Source organism: Vreelandella sp. 162(4c) (assembly GCF_058152265.1).
In genome coordinates this window covers 4,186,355-4,208,903 of the sequence record NZ_CM176981.1, presented here as the reverse complement: position 1 = coordinate 4,208,903, position 22,549 = coordinate 4,186,355, and the positions used below count along the sequence as shown (strand labels likewise).

The window sequence follows — 22,549 nt, the reverse complement described above, 5'->3', positions numbered from 1 at the left end:
CAGTAAAATCGCTCAAAACCAATGCTCATTGATAAATAATAGTGTTTAAAAACAGCAATATGAAATTGTTTAAAAAAACCATCGCTGCCCAGTGAAATAAACCACAATCACTGACTTTGAGTACCAGAGGAAAAATAAAAACACCTCAACACTCAAAATGGTCAACCATTTTGAAACATTTTAAAAATAGCTGGATAGATCCTCACGACAGCACAAGCACTGACGTATCGAATGCTGCTGCTAAAAGAATTCCATACCGGGTAGACCAAACAGTGATGCCCTGCTGCCAGTGACACCTACATTCTTGTACGGCCAAAGTGACGCCCTAACGCTGATAACGCGGGCATCATGGGTGTAGGTGTAGGTGTAGGTGTAGGTGTAGGTGTAGGTGTAGGTGTAGGTGTAGGTGTAGGTGTAGGTGTAGGTGTAGGTGTAGGTGTAGGTGTAGGTGTAGGTGTAGGTGTAGGTGTAGGTGTAGGTGTAGGTGTAGGTGTAGGTGTAGGTGTAGGTAGGATGGGTAGCGCAGGATCGGATCGATAGGCGTCCATTTCAGGACGTTCAGTTACCATCACCGCTATCTTCGCCATAGCAGAGGTCAGGTGAGTGCGAAACTCATGCTACCGGCCCGGTACTCGCCCGCACCACCAGCTCGGGCGGCACCACCTTCCGAACCGGCGGAAATTGCTCCCCCGCCATACGAGAAAGCAGCAACTCACTGGCACACTGGCCAATTAGGTCAGTGCGCACCCGCACACTGGTCAATGCTGGTGCCGAGTAGGCGGCCGCAGCCATATCATCGAAACCGGTGACAGAAATATCCACACCTGGGCGCACCCCATGCCGGTAGCACGCCGCCAGCACACCAAAGGCGATAATGTCCGAAAAACACATAATTGCGGTCGGTGGTTCCGGCATCGCAAGCAGCCGCTTTAGCATGGCGTCACCGAATTCCAGTGTCGTTGGCCCGTGGTGAACCGAATCACTGGTGACAGGCAAACCGGCAGCATCCATCTGCTGCCGGAAGGAGCATTCTCGATCACGGGCAGTGGACGTATCACCGCCACCACCCAACCAAGCAAAGCGCCTATGCCCTGCTTCATATAAGTGTTCAAATAAAAGACGGATGCCTAGCACATCGTCGTTGATGACTCGATCGAAACTTGTATCAGCGACATCCCGGGAAATCAGCACCAGCGGAAAATCCTGTAGATGCCTTACCTGCGGCCCATCAAGATCTTCTCGGGTGGTACCGGCGACAGGCACTAAAATCAGACCCGCGGCACCATGCTCGGCCATCTGACGAATGAAGCGCGCCTGGATCGATGGTGTTTCATGGGCATGGCAGAACAGCATCATGCGATCCGCCTCGCGGAAGCGCGCTTCCATATGCCCAAGGAATTCGGTGAAAAAGGGGTTGCTCAGATCATTAAGGCATACCGCTACAGTGCCGCTATCGCCTCTCCGCAACCCCGCCGCATGCCGGTTATAGACGTAACCCAGCTCCTTCGCAGCCTGTTGGATACGCTCCCGCGTCGCTTGGGAAATTCGCAGATCATTACGCAGGGCTAATGATACTGCGGAAACGGTGACGCCTACCTGATCGGCGATAGTTTTAAGTGTCGGACGACTTGCCATATAAAAAACTCAACTCCCATGATTTATAGGCGACGGAACGCGATCTAGTACGCCAGCCTCCTTTTGGAATTATGAGCAACATACTCTCATAGCGGCTTTTTTAGTGATATCGCAAGCCTCGTAAACACGGAATTCCAATTCTATAACGACCAAAGTTGTATTTATTCAATCGATTGAACTAGGTAAAAAATGACAATGAAGGCATCCCAACAACTATCAAAAAACGCCGTCAATATCCCTCGCCACTGCCAGGAGCACACAGCATGACACGCACAAACTCGACAACAATAATGACTATCTCACTGGCCCTATGGGCCTCGTTGGCAGCCACTTCCGCCTCAGCCGATAACACTGAAACCTGTCACTGGCAGCCCGAACGAGCCGTTACCTTCATCGTTCCCTGGGGTACTGGTGGCGGCACCGACGCCAATGCACGTCGGTTGGCCAGCCTGCTTGAGGAACAAATGGGTGTGCCCTTCAACGTCATCAACCGTACCGGTGGAAACGGCGTTGTAGGCCACACCTCGCTCGCGCGTGGCAGACCTGACGGCTATACCATTGGTGCCGCCACTGTCGAGATCGACACCATGCACTGGCTCGGCCTAACGCCGCTGACTTACCAGGACATCACGCCCATCGCATTGATTAACCGCAGCTCGCCTGGGGTAGTGGTACAAAATAATTCGCCCTACGAAACGCTTGAGGATCTACTCGACGAGGCACGCCAGACCCCCGGAGAATTGACCGCATCGGGAACTGCCCAGGGCGGCATCTGGCATCTCGCCCTAGCCGGTATGCTCAAGGCCGAAGGACTGGCTCCCGACGCCATTCGCTGGATCCCCAGCCAAGGTGCTGGGCCTGCACTCAAGGAACTGATGGCAGGGGGCATTGATGTTGCGACACCTTCACTCGCTGAGGCCCGCAACCTGATCGAACAGGGGGAACTAAAGGCGCTGGGCTACATGAGCGATACTCCGATGGAACAGATGCCTGAAGTCCCTTTGACAGCTGACACACTGGAGAGTGGATGGACACTAAGTGCCTTTGTGACGGTCAGCGGCCCTGACGGTCTACCGGACGAGATCGCCTGCACCTACGAGCAAGCAATCGAGACAGCTATCAACAGTGAAGCCTGGGCCGAGTTCAAGCGCAGCAGTGGCACTCAGGTAGTGTTCGAAAATCGTCACGAGACCGCTCAACTCCTCGCTGAGGCTGATCGTCAATTGGGCGAAGTGGTCGAAGCGATCGGCCTCGCCAAATAAGCGAGGCCGATTGATAAGCAGGAGGTGTTCATGTGCAATGATCGATTGTCGGGGAGCCTACTGGTTCTCTTCGGCGCACTGGTGCTCTGGCGCGCCTCAACCTTCCCGTCCCTGGGCGGGCTGGAGTACGGCCCCGGCCTGTTTCCCTCTATCGCGGCGATTGGCCTGATAGTTTGCGGAGCGCTAATCGGCTTTGGGTCGCGGGGGCGGCGGAAGGCGCCGAGCACTTCGACGATGCCGCCTCGGCAAACAGGCTGGCGGATGGCGGCACGCCCCCTGGCCCTGCTGATCGTGATACTCGGCTATGGCCTATTGCTCGCCCCCCTGGGCTTTCATATTGCTTCCTTAATGGCAGTCTCCGCCACAGCCCTGATCTTCGGGATGCGTGCTGGGGGCGCAGTGCTGCTAGCGCTACCCCTGGTGATCAGCGTGCATCTGCTGTTCTATTCACTGCTGCGCGTCCCGCTCCCCTGGGGCCTGCTGACACCAATGGCATGGTGACGCTATGAGCGCCTCGACCCTTACTGCCCTATTCAGTCCAGCGTCTCTAGCGGTCATCGCCGCCTGTACGCTCTATGGCACTTTCATCGGCGCCATGCCGGGCCTAACCGCTACCATGGCGGTGGCCCTTCTGGTGCCCTTTACCTACTTCATGGATCCGTTGATCGCCATCAGCGCCATTGTCGCCACAACTACCACAGCGATTTTCGCTGGCGACGTACCCGGCACCTTGATGCGTATCCCCGGCACGCCCGCCTCCGCGGCCTACGTCGAGGACGCTTACCGCCTGTCACGCGCAGGACGCTCCCGCTCGACGCTGATGGTGTCATTGTTCGCCGCCTGCATTGGAGGCCTGGTGGGTGTCGCCCTTCTAGCGCTCATTGCCCCTCAGTTGGCCCGTGTCGCAGTGCAGTTTTCCAGCTTCGAAACCTTCTGGCTGGCCTGCCTAGGACTGAGTTGCGCGGTACTAACTAGTAACGGTAGCGTCGCCAAGAGCTTTTCCAGCCTCTTCCTCGGCCTATTTATCGCCACTATCGGCATCGATGTCGCCGTCGGCCATCCACGCTTCACCTTCGGCAATTACGAACTGTTCGATGGCATTAGCTTTATTCCCGCCATCATCGGCCTGTTTGCGCTCAGCGAGATTCTGCGCAGTGCACAGATAGGACATCGCGACCAACCTGCCAATGCAGTACAAGAGTCATTTTCCAAAGCGCTGCATGAGGCAGCGCTCGTACTGCGCCGCTTCAAGCGCAACATCGCCCGCTCCAGCGTACTTGGCACCCTGATCGGCGCGCTGCCCGGCGCCGGGGCAGATATCGCCGCTTGGATCTGTTATGCGATTTCACGGCGCTTCTCGCGCCATCCCGAACGCTACGGTACGGGGTACATTGAGGGCGTAACCGATGGAGGCTCCGCCAACAATGCCGCTATCGGTGGCGCCTGGACGCCAGCATTGGTGTTCGGTATCCCCGGCGATAGCGTCACGGCTATTGCCATCGGCATCCTGCTACTCAACGGGATGTCACCTGGGCCGCAGATATTTACCGAGTCACCAGAACTGGTACATACCCTTTACGGCGCCTTCGCACTAAGCAATCTCGCGATGATCCCTGCTGGCCTGTTGGTGATCATGGCTTCCAGTCAGGTGGTACGTATCCCGCGTCGGGTCCTCATGCCCTGTGTACTACTGTTCTCGTTGGTGGGAGCTTACGCCATTACCAACTCGGTCATTGCCATCTGGACAGTATTGGCGCTGGGTGTCCTGGGTTACGCCATGGAGGCCAATGGCTTTCCTCTGGCGCCCGCCATACTGGGTATCGTTCTCGGCACAATCGTCGAGGAAAACTTCATGACATCGATGATGAAGGCCCAAGGCGACTTGCTGGCCTTCTTCGATCGCCCCTGGGCGGCGGCGCTAGGCACACTCACCCTGCTGCTCTGGGCGTTGCTGCTGACTCGCGGTATCTATGAGAGTGTTCAGCGTCGTCGCCACCCTAGCCCCTCTTCGGAAACGGAAACCTATCCATGAACCATCGCAACCGTACCAAACTTGCCCTTAAGCAGGGTCGAGCCATTAGCGCCCTGTGGTTGGAAAGCGCCAGCCCCGAACTAGCCGAAATTGCCGTTTGGGCAGGTTGGAAAACCATTCTGATCGACAACGAGCACGGTGTCTCCAGCCTCGAGCATACCGCGCATCTAGTTCGCGCCATCGAAGCAGCAGGTGGTGAAGCGGTTTTACGCATTCCCGCCAACGACCCCACCTACCTGAAGAAAATCCTGGATATGGGGGTACGCTCAATCATGGTGCCGATGGTCAATAGCGCTGCACAGGCTCAAGCTATCGTCGATGCCTGCCGCTACCCTCCTCATGGACAGCGTGGCTATGCGGCTCCTATCGTACGCGCCTCAGGCTACGGCGCTTTCAGTGATTACGCCAGTCAAGCCAACGATGACCTGCTGTTGATCACCCAGATCGAGCATACTGAAGGGGCAGATAACGTCGAGGCGATCGCCGAGGTCGATGGCATAGACATGCTGTTCATCGGCCCCAACGACCTGGCGGGCTCTATGGACTTGCTCGAACGTCTCGAGGCACCCGAGGTACGCCGTCTGATTGAGGATCTTGAGCGCCGCATCGCCAGTAGCGGGCGCTGGATGGGCACCATCACCGGGCCCGGTCGCGATGTTACCACTCTTACCAATAGTGGCTACCGCTTCGTGGCCGGCCCCAACGACATCGCACTGCTCGCCAGCACCCTACGCCACGAGGCGGCACTATGGCGTGAGCAATCCGCTGATTTCGGAGGATCCTGATTCGGATATGGTCCTTAGTGGCCGGGGCGTCACTGCCACCGGCCTTCTGAAGACGTTAAGATAAAGTGACCAAGATAATGCTGAAAACAAACCACTGCCGCACTCTATAGCGCTTCTTGTTGACACATCAATCTATCAACCTCTTCCGCCATTGGAATACTACTGGCAGCGCCGCGTTTTTGAACCGCCAGGGCAGCCGCCGCTGTTGCCCTTTGCAAACACTGTGAAGGCTTTAGGCCAGCTTGCCTAGCGGCAAGGAAGTAACCCACAAAGGTATCGCCTGCGGCCGTTGTGTCGATGGCCTTTACCTTTAAAGCCGATTGAAAAAGAGTCTCACTGCTGCGCTGATACCAAGCCCCCTCGCTACCTAGGGTAAGAACCACCTCGACATCGCCAAGCGATTCTTTACAACGCCTTAGCAAATCTGCGGCGCTCGACTCTACCGGCATCTCTAATAAAGCGGCGGCCTCTGTACGGTTAAAAAAAAGCAGTTCACATTGGTCTAGAGGGAGTGATGATACCTTCGAGGTCATTGGTGCTGGGTTAAATATCACCTTGCAGCCGTGGCTCACTGCTAATGGAATAAGCTGATCAAGCCCGTTACATTCGTTCTGAATAAGTATTGTGTCGCCAGGAGCGGTTTGCGCAATAAGAGCCGTCATTTTCTCCTGCGTAAAACCATAATTGGCGCCAGAGAACAAAAGAATAGCGTTTTCACCCAGTGCGTCAATTTGAATAATGGCATGCCCACTTGGCTCTGAGGTCAATTCGACATCTTTCACACCAACACCCGCAGACTCAAGCTCACTGGTCACCCAGGCATCTATCGATGAAACTCGCCCCCAGTGACTCACCCTTCCTTTGGCACGCGCTATTGCCAGTGACTGATTGACGCCTTTTCCACCTAACCCAATATTATAATCACCGCTTTCCAAGGTTTCGCCAGGGCGGACAAAATAGGGTACACGGTAAGTATAATCGATATTGATGGAACCAAAATTAAAGATCATTGACACCCCCTCTTATTCAAAAAGCCAGCCAGCTTTAAAGCTGACTGGCCTCTAGGCAAGTTCCTCTAACACCTACTCTTCTAACGCTTACTCTTCTAAAACCTATTATTCCAACACAAAGGGAGAGGTATAGCTATCGACATTATCTTGAGTAATAAGGAAACAGTCATAAAGCTGTTTTTCACTATCCAACCCTGTTTCTCCGGTATTAATGTAATGATCAGCAATTTTTACTGCATGTTCTGCAAATACGGCCACCGGCTGTAGAACGGTATAGGCCAGTTCACCCGAGCGAACCGCATCAACAGCATCTGGTGAACCGTCAAAACCACCTACTATTACATCGTCTAGCCGCCCCTCCTGCTTTAGAGCCACAATGGCGCCTAAAGCCATTTCGTCGTTACCACTAATGACGCCTCGAATATCAGGATGAGAACGGAGCATACTCTGCATTTTATTGCGCCCTTCCGTCCGATCCCAGTTAGCGATGTCAGACGCAGCAAGGCTAAGATCGGGGTATTGGCTAAGCACCGTCTCATAGCCATTGGATCTTGTCGCAGCATTATTATCAGAAGGGGGTCCCTTTAACTCTATATAGGATCCCTCGCCATCTAGTTGCATTGCCCACTGTTGCGCTCCTAACGCGGCTCCTTGCGCATTATTGGAAACCAGTTGCGCTTTGGCCAATCCCTGCTGGTTAATCTCAGCGTTAATAATAAATACCGGAATTCCCGCCTCGATTGCTCTTCGCACAGCGCCAATGGAACCGTCCGCATTAGCAGGGTCGAGAATGATTGCTTTAGCCCCATTGGTAATTGCCGTATCGACCTGATTGCTTTCAGTGTTGGTGTCACCCACATGGGAACTTACATTTGCATCATAGCCCAATTCTTCTGCTGTACGCTCAGCAATTGTTCCTTCCGTTTGCCAATAGGGGTTTGACATATCATTGACAATAATTGAGATCAGTCCCTTGTCCTGAGCAACTATAGAGCTACTAAAGAGCATCGAGACACTGGCGAGAGCTGTAAAAAGCACTTTTTTACTTTTTGGAAGCATGATTATTACCTCATAGTTATGATTGTTGGTCTTTGAATCGGTAGACCTGAGCAGGCCACACTTCTAAGCAATGCTACGTTAAGTAGCACTTGCTCTAGAACCTTCACGCTTACTTTCTGTCGTTTTCTCGGCTTGTTGCGAGGACTTGTGTTTAGCACTGTATTGGACATTATTTAACATGACAGCGAAGACAATCACGCTACCCGTGAAGACCATTTGCCAATAAGCAGACACACCGATGATGACCAGACCGTCGGCGAGAAAGCCAATTACAAATGCGCCCAATAAAGTATTTCGAACCGTGCCACGTCCCCCCATCAGTGAGGCGCCGCCGATAACGACAGCAGCAATCGCTGTCAGCTCATAGGTAGTACCTGCCGTAGGCCCAGCAGAGGTCAACTGTGAGGCAAGCACAATCCCAGCCAGGGCTGCGCACACGCCGGAAATAATGTAGACGGAGAGCTTAACGCGATTGACGGGCACCCCTGATAGCTCTGCAGCACGCGCATTGCCACCGGTAGAGTAAATCCACCGGCCAAACGGCGTACGACTGAGCGCCAACATGCAAATAACCGCAGCACAAAAGAGAATCAAAACACCTACAGGAATACCGAATAGTTTATTAAACCCAAGCCATTCAAACCCAGTATTACCTAATGTAGGGTCACCACTTAAACTATTGAACGTTAATCCATCGGTTAGCAGCAGTGCGGCTCCGCGCGCGACATACAACATGCCCAGTGTGGCCACGAAAGCAGGCACTTTGAAGTAGGCAACTAATACGCCATTGATAGCCCCCACGAGGCCGCCCAGTAAGCAAGTAAGTACCACGACGACCCACACTGAAGGATAGAAAGCCAAATTAAACGCTTCAATCTCCACCCCTTCTAACAACATACCCGCGAACACTCCGCAAAGTGCCAACGTAGAGCCAACCGATAAATCGATACCGCCAGTCAGAATGACAAACAGCATGCCGATGCCTAGCAAGCCAAAAACAGCCACATGCGAAGACATGGTTAAAAAATTACCCGTTGAAAAATAAACAGGCGAGAGCATGGAAAAGACAATAATGATCACGATTAATGCAAAAAAAGCCCTACCTTCCAGCAAAATCTTGACGATATCGATACTGCCTTTTTCATCTTGTAACGCGTTATTGTTGTGATGAGACATAGTCATTACCTATCCGATTGAATAATCATGCAGCAACTGATTCGCCCGAAGCAGCCATAATTTCATCTTTCGTTACACCCGGTTTGAATTCAGCGGAGATCCGTCCTTTGCTCATCACCAGCACTCTGTGTGGAATACTCAAGCACTCGCTTACTTCAGATGTTGTAAAGACAACCGCCAACCCCCGCCGAGCCCCTTGGCTCAATAACTTGAACACTTCGGCCTTGGCGCCCACGTCGATACCACGGCTTGGCTCATCAAGTATGATGACGTCTGGATGGGTAGCCAACATCTTACCGATCACCACTTTTTGCTGGTTACCGCCAGACAATGAACCAATGGAAGCCTCCCCGCCGTCTGTTTTAATGTGCACCTTATCGATAGCTGAATTAATCATTTCTGCCTCCAAGCTGGAAGAAGTAAGCCCCTTGCGAGTAAACGCATGAATACTGGCTAGCGACAGATTTCTACCGACTGACAGGGTGGGTACTAACCCATCACGCTGGCGATCCTCAGGCACTAACACCAACCCTCTCTCGATTCGCTGTGCAATGTTGTAATGGGATACGTCAGTTGAGTTGAGCAAGATATCTCCCTTGGACTGCCGGGTTCGCCCTGCCACACACTCCAATAACTCAGTTCTTCCAGCGCCCATTAGCCCATAAATGCAGACAATCTCGCCTGCGCGCACATCAAGAGAAAGATCCTCAACAACATAGCGACCTGCCACTTTATCGTCGCTTATGTAAAGGTTCTGAATAGAGAGCGCGGTGGAGCCCTGCTCATACCCTGTGGGCGGTGAGCCAAGGTCGAAACTCTCTCCTACCATATGCCTGACGATCCACTGCAGGTCGATATCACTACGTGGGGCATAAGCAGTCATGACCCCATCACGGAGAACAACGGCATGATCGGTAATCTGCAGCGCCTCCTCCAAATGGTGAGAAATATAAACAATCGACACACCCTTGTTTTTGAGATCCTGGACGACTTTGAATAACGTCTCGACTTCCGTGGCACTCAATGCGGAAGTCGGTTCATCCATAATCAAAATGCGAGAGTTCTTGGACAGCGCTCTCGCGATTTCAACGATTTGTTGCTGCCCCACCCGTAGATCTTCGACCAGGGTAAGAGGGTGGATCGGTTCATCCAGCTCCTCCATTAACAATTCAGCCTGACGTGCCTCTTCTTTATAGTCGACGCTGCCTCTTCCTTTAGTCAGCTCACGCCCCATAAAAATGTTGTCACGCACATTCAGGTTAGGGGCCAAGCTCAACTCCTGATGAATAATGGTAATCCCCAGCGCTTCAGCATCCGACGGTGAAGAAAAGCTGACGCTCTCTCCTTCCAATACAATCTCCCCAGCCGTCTGAGCAATGACACCAGACAAAATTTTCATCAGCGTAGATTTACCCGCTCCATTTTCGCCAAAGAGCGTTGTCACCTGTCCTCGATATATATCGAAGTTCACTTCTTTGAGGGCTTGCACGGCACCGAAACGCTTTTCGATATTGCGTGCAGAAAGAATCACCGGAGCCACTTCCACTGTTGATGTATCGATACTCATAGCCGCCCCTCACTCAATGATCGCTATACTCACCGGCGTAATTAGCCAGTTTTTGGGATTTATCATGGTAAAAGAGCCAACTACCTCTAACGTTTTTCCGGTTAACTCTTGTCCGGAAATATCCGCAAGCACTTGACGCTTCATTTCATCATTGAGCGCTGCGCCGACATCTTGGTACTCAATCTGATTGGTAAAGTCGCCAAATTGAATATTGCCGGTTGTATCTCTCAGCGTAGTGCCATTAATGGCTGGGCCTGTTTGCACACGAATGACGATATCTGAAGGCACATCGGCAACCTCTAGGGTGTAAACGCCCCCCCGGCTTTCTACAGCAACTCCGGATAAAGAGACCGGCACAATATGGCCAATGCCGGCAGCGACGCCGTATTTCTCACCTGCCGCTCCGGCATCCTGGAGAACCTCTGGCGCCAATACCGATGCATTTACAGCGTTATTCTCGACATACGCTTGGATCTCTGGAAATGTTTCCTGAGCAAATTGCTGTGGTGAAAACCCCACCGCGCTCTCAAGTTCAGTAAGACTAATGACTTTAGTATCAAGCGCCATGAGTGCAACCAGCGCTAAAGCAAAAGCAGCTGCCACATAGGCCCTGATACGCTTATCACCGGGCACCGAATTTAATGTCGCCGACATAATCACTCCGGTTATCATTGTAGTTATAAATAAGTTATAAATAAGTTATAAATAAGAAACTTCCACTACCTACTTCCCGCCAGGTATAAGCACAACCTTTAACGCGTTAGGGTCATTGCGCATTAGATCTAGCCCTTGATGAAATTCGGCTAACGGCAGCTTATGGGTCACCACATGGTCCGTTGGGAAATCACCATTACCAATGCCTTCAATGACAGGTGGGTAACAATAAGGGCCTAGATGCGCACCCAGTACATCCAGCTCTTTACGATCGCTAATAATGCTCCAGTCAACAGTCACTGGCTCTTTGAATACACTAAATTCGACAAAGCGACCCAATTTACGGATCATGTAAAGACCTTGCTCTACCGACTGTACCGCACCGCTCGCCTCAATATAGATATCGCAACCATAGCCTTCCGTTATGCCTTTAACGTAGTCAATAACATCGACTTCAGCGGGATTCAGGACAATGTCAGCACCAAACTGTTTAGCAAGTTCTAAGCGCTTGTTATTGAGATCCAGTACGACCAGCTTGGAAGGCCCGGACTTTTTGATCGCACCGATCATTCCTAGCCCTAAGGTGCCTGCCCCGGAGAGGACAACCACATCTCCCAGTTCAATCTGCGCACGCTTAACGGCATGTAACGAACAAGCATAGGGTTCAATAAGAACCGCTTTCTCCATTGGAATCTCATCTGGCAACTTGTGATTAATGGCTTCTTTAGGAAAGACCATATATTCAGCCATACCGCCATTTACGTTGTGCTGAAATCCATACACATCGTGCTTTTCGCACATCCAGTACTGCCCACGGTTACAGAAACGGCACTCCCAGCAAGGCACGATTTGCTCGGAAATAACGCGATCACCGACCTCAAGGTTTTTAACACCCTCTCCTAAAGCCATCACATGACCAATAAACTCATGGCCTGGAATCATCGGTGCTTTGATATAAGCGGGCTGGGTTTCGTCTCCCCAAAAACTGGGGGCGCCTTCATAGGCTTTGAGATCGCCTGCGCAGATTCCGCACGCTTCAACCTTTATCAGGACTTCACCCTCTCCCACCTTCGGCACGCCCACCTCTTCAAGACGATAATCACCAGGCGCGTAGGCTACGACGGCTTGCATGGTCAGAGGCAGTTCGGTGTGATTGTTGTTATCGGTGTTATGCATTACTCACTCCTAATATATCTTGTATTGCTTGGCTAGCGGCGCACGCTTTACAAAAGATCTTGTTGTGTACATATGAATTAACTGCTTTAAGCATAGCTGAGTCAATCCATAATGGAATTTTCTAATCTTATACTTTAGACCAATAACATAATTGTTTGTTTTTTATATTTAAATTTTAAAAATGGAAACTATTTATTATTACGGCCATGCGAAAGCATCACTTAAAGCCATGCTATATGTTCCAACATCGTACAAATGTACAAGCGCCCGCCAAATATCACTGACATCGGAGCGAGGGACAAGGGGGAAACCAAGCATGCCAAAGAGTGCCCACATGCCCAAGAAAAGCCAATAAATGCAACAGAGAAAGTTGGGCCGACCTAAGCGTAAGATGCCGAGAAACCTTAGGTTTTGAATACAAATCAAGCGCGCACTTACCCGGTAGTCGCTTCATCGAGACGCAGAATGGTGTGCGCGTTAGTGACACTAGTCGCCAAGGTATCGATAACCCCGGTACGCAGCGCCCCCAGTATCCCAACCGCTTTAGTATTTTCACTGGCGATAGCAATAACGTCTGGAATACGCGTGAGATCCTGTATATTAAGTCCCACCACACGCCCCTGCATCTGCGTTGCGGAAGGCTTCCCATGGATATCGATAAAGTCATAGCCCATCATATCGCCCACGGTTCCAGAGAGCCGTGCTTCTGCAATTTCCTGGGCCGAAAACCACCCCATACGCACCATATTACTGTCTTCACTTACGTCACCCACGCCAATCAAAGCGGTATCCGCGCGTCGAGCCCGGTCTAGCGTCTGGCGCACGGTAGAGTTTTCATACAATGCATCCCTAAGTTCACCGCTCTGTACCAGCGCAGGGGCATAAAGCGTCTCACTATCACCGCCAAACCTACTCGCCAAACGTCGACAAATATGATCGGGATTCATATGCTCGCCTGCGCGCAGCGAGCCACCAATTGCGCACACAAATGAAACCTTCAACGACTCCGCCAGGAAAACGTTATCCGCCACGGCGGCCACGTTACGACCCATGCCAACGGCTACGATCTGGCCATCGGTCAAACTACGCGACAGATGGTCTGCCACTAGACTAGCGACTGACGAGCGCTGCACATCCGGGTCGGCATTATCCAGAGCAATCAACGCTCGCTTCAGGCCAAAGCGCCGTTTGAGCTCCTGCTCAATCTCAACACTAACGGCGGGATGCAGGCGCACTCGGACATCGACAATTCCTTCTGCCTGGGCACGCTTGAGCAGCCGCCCTATTCGCACACGCGAATGCCCGAGCCTATTTGCGATCGCTTCCTGCGTTTCCCCCTGCACATAGTAGAGCGTTGAAATCTCTGTCATTAAGTCTATATCTGCAGCGTCTTGACCATTCATCCTCGGCATCCAGGGGTTATTGAAGGGCATGTATCATGTCAGCTTGCTTGACACTTTTTCAACACAGGAATCAGCGCCTGAATAATCAGCGCCAATGAAACAGAGCCGGCATCAGGCGTACCCACGCTTTTTTCAGCCAATGGGCGTGCGCGGCCAACACGGGGAATTAATTGCCTGGTAGCCTCAGCAGCCTCACTCGCTATGCGTGCAGCGGATTCCCAGCAAGCCAAAGCTCCCTGGCCTTTCTCAGCCTCCCACGACAGGGCATCGGCAAAAGGCACCAGCACGTCGACAAGCGTTTTATCGCCCAATTCAGCTTTACCAAATGCCATGACTTGCTGACGGGCATTGACCACGCCAGCAGCAAGACGCTGTCCTGATAACGGCTTCTCATTACCAAGCGACTCCCCCATCGCTTTTAAGATAACCCGCCAGATAGCACCAGAGGTACCGCCCGCTTCGTCTGACCAGCGCTGCCCAGCCCACTGCAGCACTGTCTCCGCGCCCGCGCCGCCATCAAGAGCCTCTTTGGCCGCTTCAAGCGCAGCCCTGCTGCCCCGCTGCATACCAATACCGTGATCACCATCCCCAGCCACAGCATCAATCTGGCCCAGCATCTCGCAGTTTTCATTGACCGTATTTGCGAGCACTTCGAGCGATTCAACGACGCCGCACGCTAATTTTCGCGAGGCATCGCTAGCCTCGGGAATCTCATCTTGCGTAACCACCTCTACCTCGGCAGGATCCAGCGCCTGCGCTGGCGTCACGCTGCCTTTTCGATAGCCCGGCGCATCCGCAGCGGCGGTCCACAGCGGCTCCATGTCTTTATCAAGCCAGAACAAAGTCAGCGAAACCCCGGCCATATCAAGACTGGTCACCAGCTCGCCCACATCGGGCTCCACAATGCTTAATCCAGCTTCCTGCAGCAACTCGTCAACCTTGCGATAAATAACGAACAGCTCTTCATACTTAATAGTACCCAGGCCATTGAGTATCGGTGCCACCCGAGCTCCTTGGAGTCTGATACCGTCAGGAACTTCTTCCAATAATCGGGCAACGAGGATTTCTGCCAAGCCATCTGCGGAAGGAATATCCGTCTCACTAATACCCGGCTCGCCGTGAATCCCCAGCCCTATGGCCATCCTGCCTTCGGGCACATGAAAGAGCGAATCGGCTGCACCCGGTAACGTGCATCCCTCAAACGCCACTCCAAAAGAGCGCGTGCAGCGATTTGCCTCTTTCGCCACTTGAACTACTTCTTCCAGTGATAATCCCTTTTCTGCTGCAGCGGCGGCGGCCTTGAAAACGGTTAGATCACCTGCGATGCCCCGGCGCTTATCAATCTCCGCCAAGGGTGCACTGGCGACATCATCAGTGACCAGCACGATTTCACAGGGAATACCGTCCGCAATCAAACGCTCGCGCGCCTCACCAAAATGCAGCACGTCCCCCGCATAATTCCCAAAAGAGAGCAGCACACCACCGCCGTTGTTGGCGGCTTTGGCGACGGAATAAACTTGCTGTGCAGAAGGCGAGCAAAACAGATTTCCCATGACCGCCCCATGGGCCAACCCTTGCCCTACCAACCCCGCAAAGGTGGGGTAATGGCCGCTACCACCACCAACCACGACCGCAACACTATCTGGCTGGCTGCGCGTACTGCGTACGACACCTCCCGGCACAGCCATCAGCTTATCGCGATGAGCAGCTACTAAACCTAAACGAGCTTCTTCAGGGAAATCATTTGGATCATTAAATAGGCGTGTCATTATTATATCCTCTGGAGTGAGGCCAAACTGCGTGAGCACAGCTTGCATGCTGTTGTTATTAATCAGCGTCGACGAATATGAGCGATACCACGGTTACGGAGTATTCAATCGAGACTCATATTCGTCAATCTTTGCTATTTTTAATTCGGAATTTCCACCCGAAAAGTTGCTGCCCAAAAAGGTTGCCACTATTGATTTAGCCAACTCTGGCCCAATCACTCTGGATCCCAGCGTGACAATCTGTGCATTATTACTGGTGCGCGCCTTTGCTGCTGAGTAAGTATCGTGCGCCTGCGCAGCGCGGATACCGGGCACCTTATTGGCAGAAATAGCCACTCCGATTCCCGTGCCGCATACCAGTACTGCACGATCGAAGCGCCCCTCCTTAATCGCCGTAGCCACCTCAAAGGCAACATCGGGGTACAGCACCGGCTGGGCATTAAAAGTGCCAAAATCTTCAACCTCGTAGCCTAACTCTCGGATATAACCAATGAGAATCTCTTTCAAGTCGTAAGCGGCCTCATCACCGCCAATGGCGACTCTGAGAGAAGACGTCGCACTAGACATTCATGCTCTCCCTTTCTAGGAAATAGAAACGCGGACGACTAACAACGATGAAAACCACCACGCAGTTGCCAGCCGTCTACTGACGCTATTCAATCTATCACTAACCGAGCATTTGTAAACACACCGATCATAAGATCTAGTTGTATTTTTTTGGAGGATTCAGGATAAAAACCAAGAAAAAATCAATAATATATTGATAATAAAAGAATTATATGGATATAAAGCATTATCTACCAAGCACTATACTTTTGTTCAATGACCTTAAAATCGATTTCAGTGGCACGCTGATTTGACTAAATCGGTCTAAATGGACAATCATTTGAACACAGAATGTTCATTTTTAAGGAGAGTAGGCAATGTCGCTTCTGGATGGATTACGCGAACACTCACTGGTCGTGGCCGACACGGGCGACTTGGATGCCATAAAGCGCTATCAACCGCAGGACGCTACCACTAACCCCTCATTGATTCTCAAGGCCTTCGAACTGCCTCGTTATCAAGAGTTGATCGACAAGGTGCTTGCTGAATCATGTAGTGATGAGAGCGACCTGAGCCGAATAGTTGACCAACTTTCGGTTGCGATTGGCGGGCAAATTGCCAATGTGGTACCTGGACGAATATCGACAGAAGTGTCCGCACACCTCTCTTTTAATACCCAAGCCAGTATTCACAAGGCCTACGAACTGATTGAGCGCTATGAAAAAATGGGCATTAACCGCAGCCGTGTGCTGATCAAGCTCGCGTCTACCTGGGAAGGGATCCGTGCGGCTCAGCAATTAGAGCGTGAAGGCATCAACTGCAACTTAACACTCTTGTTCAGCGATGCTCAGGCACAGGCCTGCTTTGATGCTGGGGTGTACCTGATATCGCCCTTCATTGGCCGCGTTAGCGATTGGTATCAAAAGACAACAGGTGAACAGTTCACACCAGAAGAAGACCCTGGCGTGCTATTTGTAAAGGGGATTTGCGAGAGAGCTGCCACTGGTCATTATGACACTGTCGTCATGGGGGCAAGTTTTCGTACCACCGATCAAGTATTAGCGTTGGCGGGCTGCCATCGCCTGACCATCTCTCCCGCACTGCTAGAACAGCTTGATAGCATGGAAGGAGAGGTGGCCTCAAAAATCCAGCAGAAAACCGTCACTCGTAAAGCATTCACACAGCTATCAGAAGCTGGCTTTCGTTGGCAGCATAACCAAGATGCAATGGCCAACGAGATGCTGGCTGACGGGATCCGACGCTTCGCCAGCGACCAACAAACATTAGAGTCGCTGATTGCTCAACGCTTGACTGCTCGCGCCTAACGACACGCTACTCAATATAACAACTAAGGTATCACTGCTATGAATAACCGTTTTGAGCTGGCCAATGCCATTCGCGCCCTGTCCATGGATGCCGTTCAGAAGGCCAAATCCGGCCACCCGGGCGCCCCCATGGGTATGGCTGATATCGCCGAGGTGCTATGGAATGACTACCTCAAGCACAATCCCGAAGACCCCAAGTGGGCCGATCGTGACCGCTTTGTGCTCTCCAATGGCCACGGCTCCATGCTGCTTTACTCGCTGCTCCACCTCAGCGGCTACGAGCTAAGCCTGGAACAGCTGCAGAATTTCCGCCAGCTGCATTCGCCCACCGCGGGCCACCCGGAATTCGGCTACGCGCCCGGCATTGAAACCACCACTGGCCCACTGGGTCAGGGTTTTGCCAATGCCGTGGGCTTTGCCATCGCGGAAAAAACTCTGGCGGCGCAGTTTAACCGCCCCGGCCACACCATCGTTGACCACCACACATGGTGCTTTGTAGGTGACGGCTGCTTAATGGAAGGGATCTCCCACGAAGCGGCCTCCCTGGCCGGTACTCAGCAGCTGGGTAAGCTGATCACTGTATACGACGATAACGGCATCTCTATCGATGGTGAAGTGGAAGGCTGGTTTACCGACGATACCGCCAAGCGTTTTGAAGCTTACGGCTGGCACGTGGTGCCCAATGTAGATGGTCACAAGCCTGAAGAAGTGAAAGCCGCTATTGAGCTGGCCAAGAGCCACGACGATAAGCCGAGCCTGATTATCTGCAAGACCATCATTGGCTTTGGTGCCCCCAACAAGCAGGGCAAGGAAGACGCCCACGGCGCCCCCTTAGGCGACGACGAAGTGGCCCTGGCACGCACTCAGCTCGACTGGCCCCATGCGCCCTTCCATATTCCCGAGCCGATCTACTCCGCCTGGGATGCCCGTGAAGCGGGCAAAGCGGCTCAGCAGGCGTGGGACGCGCGGTTTGCCCGCTATGCGGAAGCCTTCCCCACGGAAGCGCGGGAGTTCACCCGCCGGATGAAGCGCCAGTTACCCGCGGAACTGCCCACCGAAGCCTTGATCGAGCAGGCCCAAGAGCATGGCGAGACCATTGCGTCACGCAAAGCCTCGTTCGAAGCACTCAATGTGATTGGCCCACAAATGCCGGAACTGCTGGGTGGCAGTGCCGACCTGGCGCCGTCTAACCTGACCTTCTGGAAAGGCGCCAAAGCGATCACCCCGGAAGACGCCAGCGGCAACTACCTGCACTACGGTGTGCGTGAGTTCGGCATGGGGGCGGTCATGAACGGCATCGCTCTCCACGGCGGCCTGGTGCCTTACGGTGCGACCTTCCTGATCTTTATGGAGTACATGCGTAACTCGATCCGCATGGCGTCGCTGATGGGCCAGCAGGTGATTTACGTGTTTACCCATGACTCCATCGGCCTGGGTGAAGATGGCCCGACTCACCAGCCCATTGAGCAGCTCACCAGCCTGCGCACCACGCCGAATCTAAACACCTGGCGCCCCTGTGATGCGGTGGAAACCGCCACCGCCTGGGATGCGGCCATCAAGCGTCACTCTGGCCCCACGGCGCTGGTGCTGTCACGCCAGAACCTGCCCCACCAGCAGCGCACTAAAGCGCAGTTGGCAGCGATTCAAAACGGGGCTTATGTTCTTAAAGACCCGGTGTTGAAAGACAGCGAAGGCACGCCAGAAACACCCGAGCTGATTCTGATTGCCACCGGTTCAGAAGTCGGCCTGGCGATGGATGCCGCCGCTGAACTCGAGCAGCAGGGCAAAGCGGTGCGTGTGGTCTCCATGCCATCGGCCTATCGCTTCAACGGTCAGGATGCCGAGTACCGTGAAAGCGTACTGCCCAAAGCGGTGACCAAGCGTATCGCTATCGAAGCGGCTCACGCCGACTACTGGTACAAGTACGTAGGTCTGGACGGCCGTGTGATCGGCATGACCACTTACGGCGAATCCGCCCCGGCAGGTGATCTGTTCAAACACTTCGGTTTTACCGTCGACAATGTGGTCAAGCAAGCAAATGAACTGCTGGGTTAAATCTTAAAAGCAGGCAAAAGCTCGAACCAGGCTCCTCACTTTGCTATCAAACGAGAGGAGCCTGATTTATTGAGGCTGTTCAATAAGGCTGCGGAATCTCGCCGTCGTCGTCATCATCGCGCATACGCGCTTGGCGTTCCGCCTCTTCCTCTTTGGCATCGTCAATAACTTCCATCAACTCATCGACGTTAGCGATATGGGTGTCGGCATCGAAGTGGCCGGTGAGCTTGCTATCCGGATGTAGTTCACCGGTTTCATACAGCGCCCACATCTCTCTGCCATATTCGGTGCTCAAAAGCGCGGGAGCGAACTGGCCGAAGTAGTTGCGCATGTTATCCACATCGCGATACAGCATCGCGGCCGCGCTGTTATTACCGGCAGCGTCAACGGCCTGGGGCAGATCGATAATCACCGGGCCAGAGGCATCGACCAGCACGTTAAATTCCGACAAATCGCCGTGAATCAGGCCCGCGCACAGCATCTTAACCACGTCTTGAATAACCTTGGCGTAGTAGGTCTCGGCCTGCTCTGGGGTAAGCGTGACTTCGTCCAAGCGAGGCGCGACGTTACCTTCGGCATCGCTGATCATCTCCATCAACAGTACGCCGTCCACAAAGCCATGAGGCTCAGGTACCCGCACACCCGCCGAGGCAAGACGGTAGAGCGCGTCGACTTCGGCATTCAGCCACGCCTGCTCCTGCTCTTTCTGGCCGTAACGGGTTTTTTTGGCCATCGCCCGTGAACGGCGACTATTGCGCTCTTTACGCCCCTCTTGATATTGAACGGCCTGTTTAAAGCTACGCTGTTTGGCCTCCTTAAATACCTTGGCACAGCGCACTTCTTCACCGCAGCGCACCACGTAGACCTGCGCTTCCTTGCCACTCATTAACTGCACCAACACCTCGTCGATCATTCCATCATCGACCAGGGGTTGTAATCGCTTAGGGATTTTCATGGTTAGCTGCGTCGGCTCCTCTTTGGTACGCGTTCAATAACGGATACGGCGAACACGGAAAGCCCGCCCTTTTAATTTATCACGCTCGAGTTTGGCCTGAGCCTGCTGAATCACATCGCGCTCAACGGCCACATAGGCGCTGCGGGCGAGCACTTTAATTTTACCCACTTGATCGCCGCGCAAGCCGCCTTCACTGGTCAGTGCGCCAAGAATATCGCCGGGGCGCAGCTTGTCTTTTTTGCCACCGGCTAACTGCAATGTCGCCATTAGCGGCTCGAACGGCACCGAGTGCTTCGGTTTAGGCAAGGGCTCAGTTTTAATCGCCTGCTCCAGCAACCCTTCCAGTCGCTCCAGCCGGTAACTCTCTTTAGGGGTTACCAGCGTACAGGCAATGCCACTGGCCCCGGCACGCCCGGTGCGACCTACCCGGTGCACGTGAACATCAAGCTCGCGGGCAATTTGGTAGTTAAACACCGCGTCCAGCTGGGCAATATCAAGGCCGCGGGCGGCAACGTCCGTGGCCACCAGAATAGACGCGCTCTGGTTAGAGAACAGAATCAGAATGCGATCACGATCCTTCTGCTCTAAATCGCCATTGAGCGCCACTGCGCTAAAACCAGCATCGGTCAGTTGCTCAGCCACTACCTGGGTTTCGCGTTTAGTGTTGCAGAATACCACGCTGGTCGCGGGCCGATAGACCAGCAGCAGTTGGCGCAGGGCGTCAAATCGCGCCTCTTCATTGGCGACACTGTAAAAGTGCTGTTGAATCGTCGTGGCGTCGTGCACCTCGGCGATTTTCACCATCACCGGTTCACGCATGACGCCGCGGGTCATCTCGGTTAGACCGCCCGATGACTGCTCGTCTGGGAAGGTTGCGCTGAACAGCAGCGTTTGGCGGTCAGTTGGGGTCTCGGCAATGATGTCATCAATGGTTGCCTGGAAGCCCATATCCAGCATGCGATCCGCTTCATCTAACACCAGCATGGCGAGAGATTCCAGAGTGAGCGAGCCTTTGCGCAAGTGCTCGTCAATACGCCCTGGTGTGCCTACGACAATGTGTGCCCCGTGCTCCAAAGAGCCGAGCTGCGGGCCAAAGGGTGCACCGCCGCAGAGGGTCAGTATTTTTACATTGGCCATGCCGCGGGCTAAACGGCGCAGCTCTTCAGCCACCTGGTCAGCGAGCTCCCGGGTAGGACACAGCACTAGGCCTTGCACCGCAAAGCTCTCGACTCTCAATTTAGCCAGCAGTGCCAAACCAAACGCCGCCGTTTTGCCTGAACCGGTTTTCGCCTGCGCCAGCACATCGCGCCCGGCCAGCATCGGCGGCAGGCTCTCTGCCTGCACCGGCGACATTTCGTGGTAGCCAAGGGACGCAAGGTTGCTCAGCAGAGCTTTTGGCAACGCTAACGAGGAGAAAGAGGAGTCAGACACGATATTACCTTGCTTGGGCCACAGGTAGATGGCCATCGGAAAACAGCGCACGCAGCCTAAAAGACAAACGACACGCGCAAATATTACCGCACCATACCAGAAAGTGCCCGGGGCTGCGCCGCCATCACAGTGACATCAGGTTGCCAGGGGCACAAAGGTAGCCTGACTCAGCGTGGCTAAATCCCCCGGGGCCAGCTCGATTTCAAGTCCACGACGCCCGGCGCTTACATAGATACTGGCAAAGCTTTCGGCAGAGTGATCAATAAAAGTGGCCAAGCGCTTTTTCTGACCCAGCGGGCTAACACCGCCCAGCACATAACCGGTTGTGCGCTCTACTTCCGACGGTTCCGCCATGGTCGCTTTCTTTGCGCCGGCGGCTTTAGCAATCTGCTTTAACCCTAGTTGGCCATTCACCGGCACAATGCCTACCGCCAGCTGTTTGCCATCCAGCTTTACCACTAAGGTTTTAAAAACCTGCTCCACCGCGACGCCCAGTTTTTCCGCCGCCTCCAATCCATAGGAGTGCGCGGTGGCGTCGTGATCGTACTCATGGATTTGAAAGGCAATGCCTGCGTGTTTTGCACTATTGATAGCCGGTGTCATGGCGTTCTCTTCATTAATAGCGTTGATACGATGACTTTACTGAATGGCACACTTCGCCCGATAGGTTAATAGCGCGACAGGCAAATGGAAGTCAACCGGTGGCTGA

The 22,549-nt window shown here is 53.3% G+C and carries 19 protein-coding genes; 6 read left to right on the top strand and 13 right to left on the bottom strand.

The window, feature by feature from the left end; translation table 11 throughout:
• Positions 1 to 612: 612 nt before the first annotated feature.
• Positions 613 to 1,635 carry a LacI family DNA-binding transcriptional regulator gene (locus AC4EYZ_RS19310; RefSeq protein WP_490203969.1) on the bottom strand — a complete coding sequence of 341 codons (1,023 nt, stop codon included), beginning with the start codon at positions 1,633 to 1,635 and terminating at the stop codon, positions 613 to 615.
• A 263-nt stretch (positions 1,636 to 1,898) separates the two neighbouring features.
• Between AC4EYZ_RS19310 and AC4EYZ_RS19305 the strand changes: the two genes are divergently transcribed.
• The 4 genes from AC4EYZ_RS19305 to AC4EYZ_RS19290 are packed head-to-tail and all read left to right on the top strand — an operon-like array spanning position 1,899 to position 5,714.
• Positions 1,899 to 2,897: a tripartite tricarboxylate transporter substrate binding protein gene (locus AC4EYZ_RS19305; protein WP_474192378.1), complete on the top strand. Its 999-nt coding sequence runs from the start codon at positions 1,899 to 1,901 to the stop codon at positions 2,895 to 2,897.
• Between the two features lie 30 nt (positions 2,898 to 2,927).
• Entirely contained in the window at positions 2,928 to 3,398 is a 471-nt protein-coding gene (locus AC4EYZ_RS19300; RefSeq protein ID WP_474192379.1) for a tripartite tricarboxylate transporter TctB family protein, read from the top strand.
• Between the two features lie 4 nt (positions 3,399 to 3,402).
• Positions 3,403 to 4,929 carry a tripartite tricarboxylate transporter permease gene (locus AC4EYZ_RS19295; RefSeq protein ID WP_490203968.1) on the top strand — a complete coding sequence of 509 codons (1,527 nt, stop codon included), beginning with the start codon at positions 3,403 to 3,405 and terminating at the stop codon, positions 4,927 to 4,929.
• Positions 4,926 to 5,714, top strand: coding sequence for an HpcH/HpaI aldolase family protein (locus AC4EYZ_RS19290; protein ID WP_342584875.1), 789 nt, complete (start codon positions 4,926 to 4,928; stop codon positions 5,712 to 5,714). The genes AC4EYZ_RS19295 and AC4EYZ_RS19290 overlap by 4 nt, the downstream gene beginning before the upstream one ends.
• A 104-nt stretch (positions 5,715 to 5,818) precedes the next feature.
• Here the strand turns inward: AC4EYZ_RS19290 and AC4EYZ_RS19285 are convergent, their stop codons facing one another.
• The 9 genes from AC4EYZ_RS19285 to AC4EYZ_RS19245 form a co-directional block, all read right to left on the bottom strand.
• Complete coding sequence (locus tag AC4EYZ_RS19285; RefSeq protein ID WP_342584876.1) at positions 5,819 to 6,724, bottom strand: ribokinase; 906 nt, start codon at positions 6,722 to 6,724, stop codon at positions 5,819 to 5,821.
• Between the two features lie 105 nt (positions 6,725 to 6,829).
• Complete coding sequence (locus AC4EYZ_RS19280) at positions 6,830 to 7,783, bottom strand: D-ribose ABC transporter substrate-binding protein (protein WP_009288677.1); 954 nt, start codon at positions 7,781 to 7,783, stop codon at positions 6,830 to 6,832.
• 78 nt (positions 7,784 to 7,861) lie between these two features.
• Positions 7,862 to 8,965 carry an ABC transporter permease gene (locus AC4EYZ_RS19275; RefSeq protein WP_041158282.1) on the bottom strand — a complete coding sequence of 368 codons (1,104 nt, stop codon included), beginning with the start codon at positions 8,963 to 8,965 and terminating at the stop codon, positions 7,862 to 7,864.
• Between the two features lie 19 nt (positions 8,966 to 8,984).
• On the bottom strand, positions 8,985 to 10,526 hold the full coding sequence (locus tag AC4EYZ_RS19270; protein WP_052475594.1) for a sugar ABC transporter ATP-binding protein: 1,542 nt from the start codon (positions 10,524 to 10,526) through the stop codon (positions 8,985 to 8,987).
• 9 nt (positions 10,527 to 10,535) lie between these two features.
• Entirely contained in the window at positions 10,536 to 11,180 is a 645-nt protein-coding gene (locus tag AC4EYZ_RS19265) for a DUF2291 family protein (protein WP_223828119.1), read from the bottom strand.
• A 69-nt stretch (positions 11,181 to 11,249) separates the two neighbouring features.
• Positions 11,250 to 12,356: an MDR/zinc-dependent alcohol dehydrogenase-like family protein gene (locus AC4EYZ_RS19260; RefSeq protein WP_474192567.1), complete on the bottom strand. Its 1,107-nt coding sequence runs from the start codon at positions 12,354 to 12,356 to the stop codon at positions 11,250 to 11,252.
• 434 nt (positions 12,357 to 12,790) lie between these two features.
• On the bottom strand, positions 12,791 to 13,726 hold the full coding sequence (locus tag AC4EYZ_RS19255; RefSeq protein ID WP_233974185.1) for a sugar-binding transcriptional regulator: 936 nt from the start codon (positions 13,724 to 13,726) through the stop codon (positions 12,791 to 12,793).
• Between the two features lie 71 nt (positions 13,727 to 13,797).
• Positions 13,798 to 15,528, bottom strand: coding sequence for a dihydroxyacetone kinase family protein (locus tag AC4EYZ_RS19250; RefSeq protein ID WP_159177151.1), 1,731 nt, complete (start codon positions 15,526 to 15,528; stop codon positions 13,798 to 13,800).
• Positions 15,529 to 15,621: 93 nt separating this feature from the next.
• Entirely contained in the window at positions 15,622 to 16,095 is a 474-nt protein-coding gene (locus tag AC4EYZ_RS19245) for an RpiB/LacA/LacB family sugar-phosphate isomerase (RefSeq protein WP_022522467.1), read from the bottom strand.
• A 356-nt stretch (positions 16,096 to 16,451) separates the two neighbouring features.
• Between AC4EYZ_RS19245 and tal the strand changes: the two genes are divergently transcribed.
• Together tal and tkt are read left to right on the top strand one after the other, a co-directional pair.
• A complete protein-coding gene (gene tal, locus AC4EYZ_RS19240; protein ID WP_474192569.1) occupies positions 16,452 to 17,399 on the top strand; it encodes a transaldolase in 948 nt (315 codons plus the stop codon).
• A 39-nt stretch (positions 17,400 to 17,438) separates the two neighbouring features.
• The gene (tkt, locus tag AC4EYZ_RS19235; RefSeq protein WP_490203967.1) at positions 17,439 to 19,454 is read left to right on the top strand and encodes a transketolase; all 2,016 of its coding nucleotides are present in this window, start codon (positions 17,439 to 17,441) and stop codon (positions 19,452 to 19,454) included.
• A 79-nt stretch (positions 19,455 to 19,533) separates the two neighbouring features.
• Here the strand turns inward: tkt and AC4EYZ_RS19230 are convergent, their stop codons facing one another.
• From AC4EYZ_RS19230 to ybaK, 3 genes are all read right to left on the bottom strand, one after another.
• Entirely contained in the window at positions 19,534 to 20,409 is an 876-nt protein-coding gene (locus tag AC4EYZ_RS19230; RefSeq protein ID WP_159177155.1) for a PA4780 family RIO1-like protein kinase, read from the bottom strand.
• A 33-nt stretch (positions 20,410 to 20,442) separates the two neighbouring features.
• Complete coding sequence (dbpA, locus tag AC4EYZ_RS19225; protein ID WP_474191848.1) at positions 20,443 to 21,876, bottom strand: ATP-dependent RNA helicase DbpA; 1,434 nt, start codon at positions 21,874 to 21,876, stop codon at positions 20,443 to 20,445.
• A 99-nt stretch (positions 21,877 to 21,975) separates the two neighbouring features.
• A complete protein-coding gene (gene ybaK / locus AC4EYZ_RS19220) occupies positions 21,976 to 22,443 on the bottom strand; it encodes a Cys-tRNA(Pro) deacylase (protein WP_022522462.1) in 468 nt (155 codons plus the stop codon).
• Between the last annotated feature and the right edge of the window lie 106 nt (positions 22,444 to 22,549).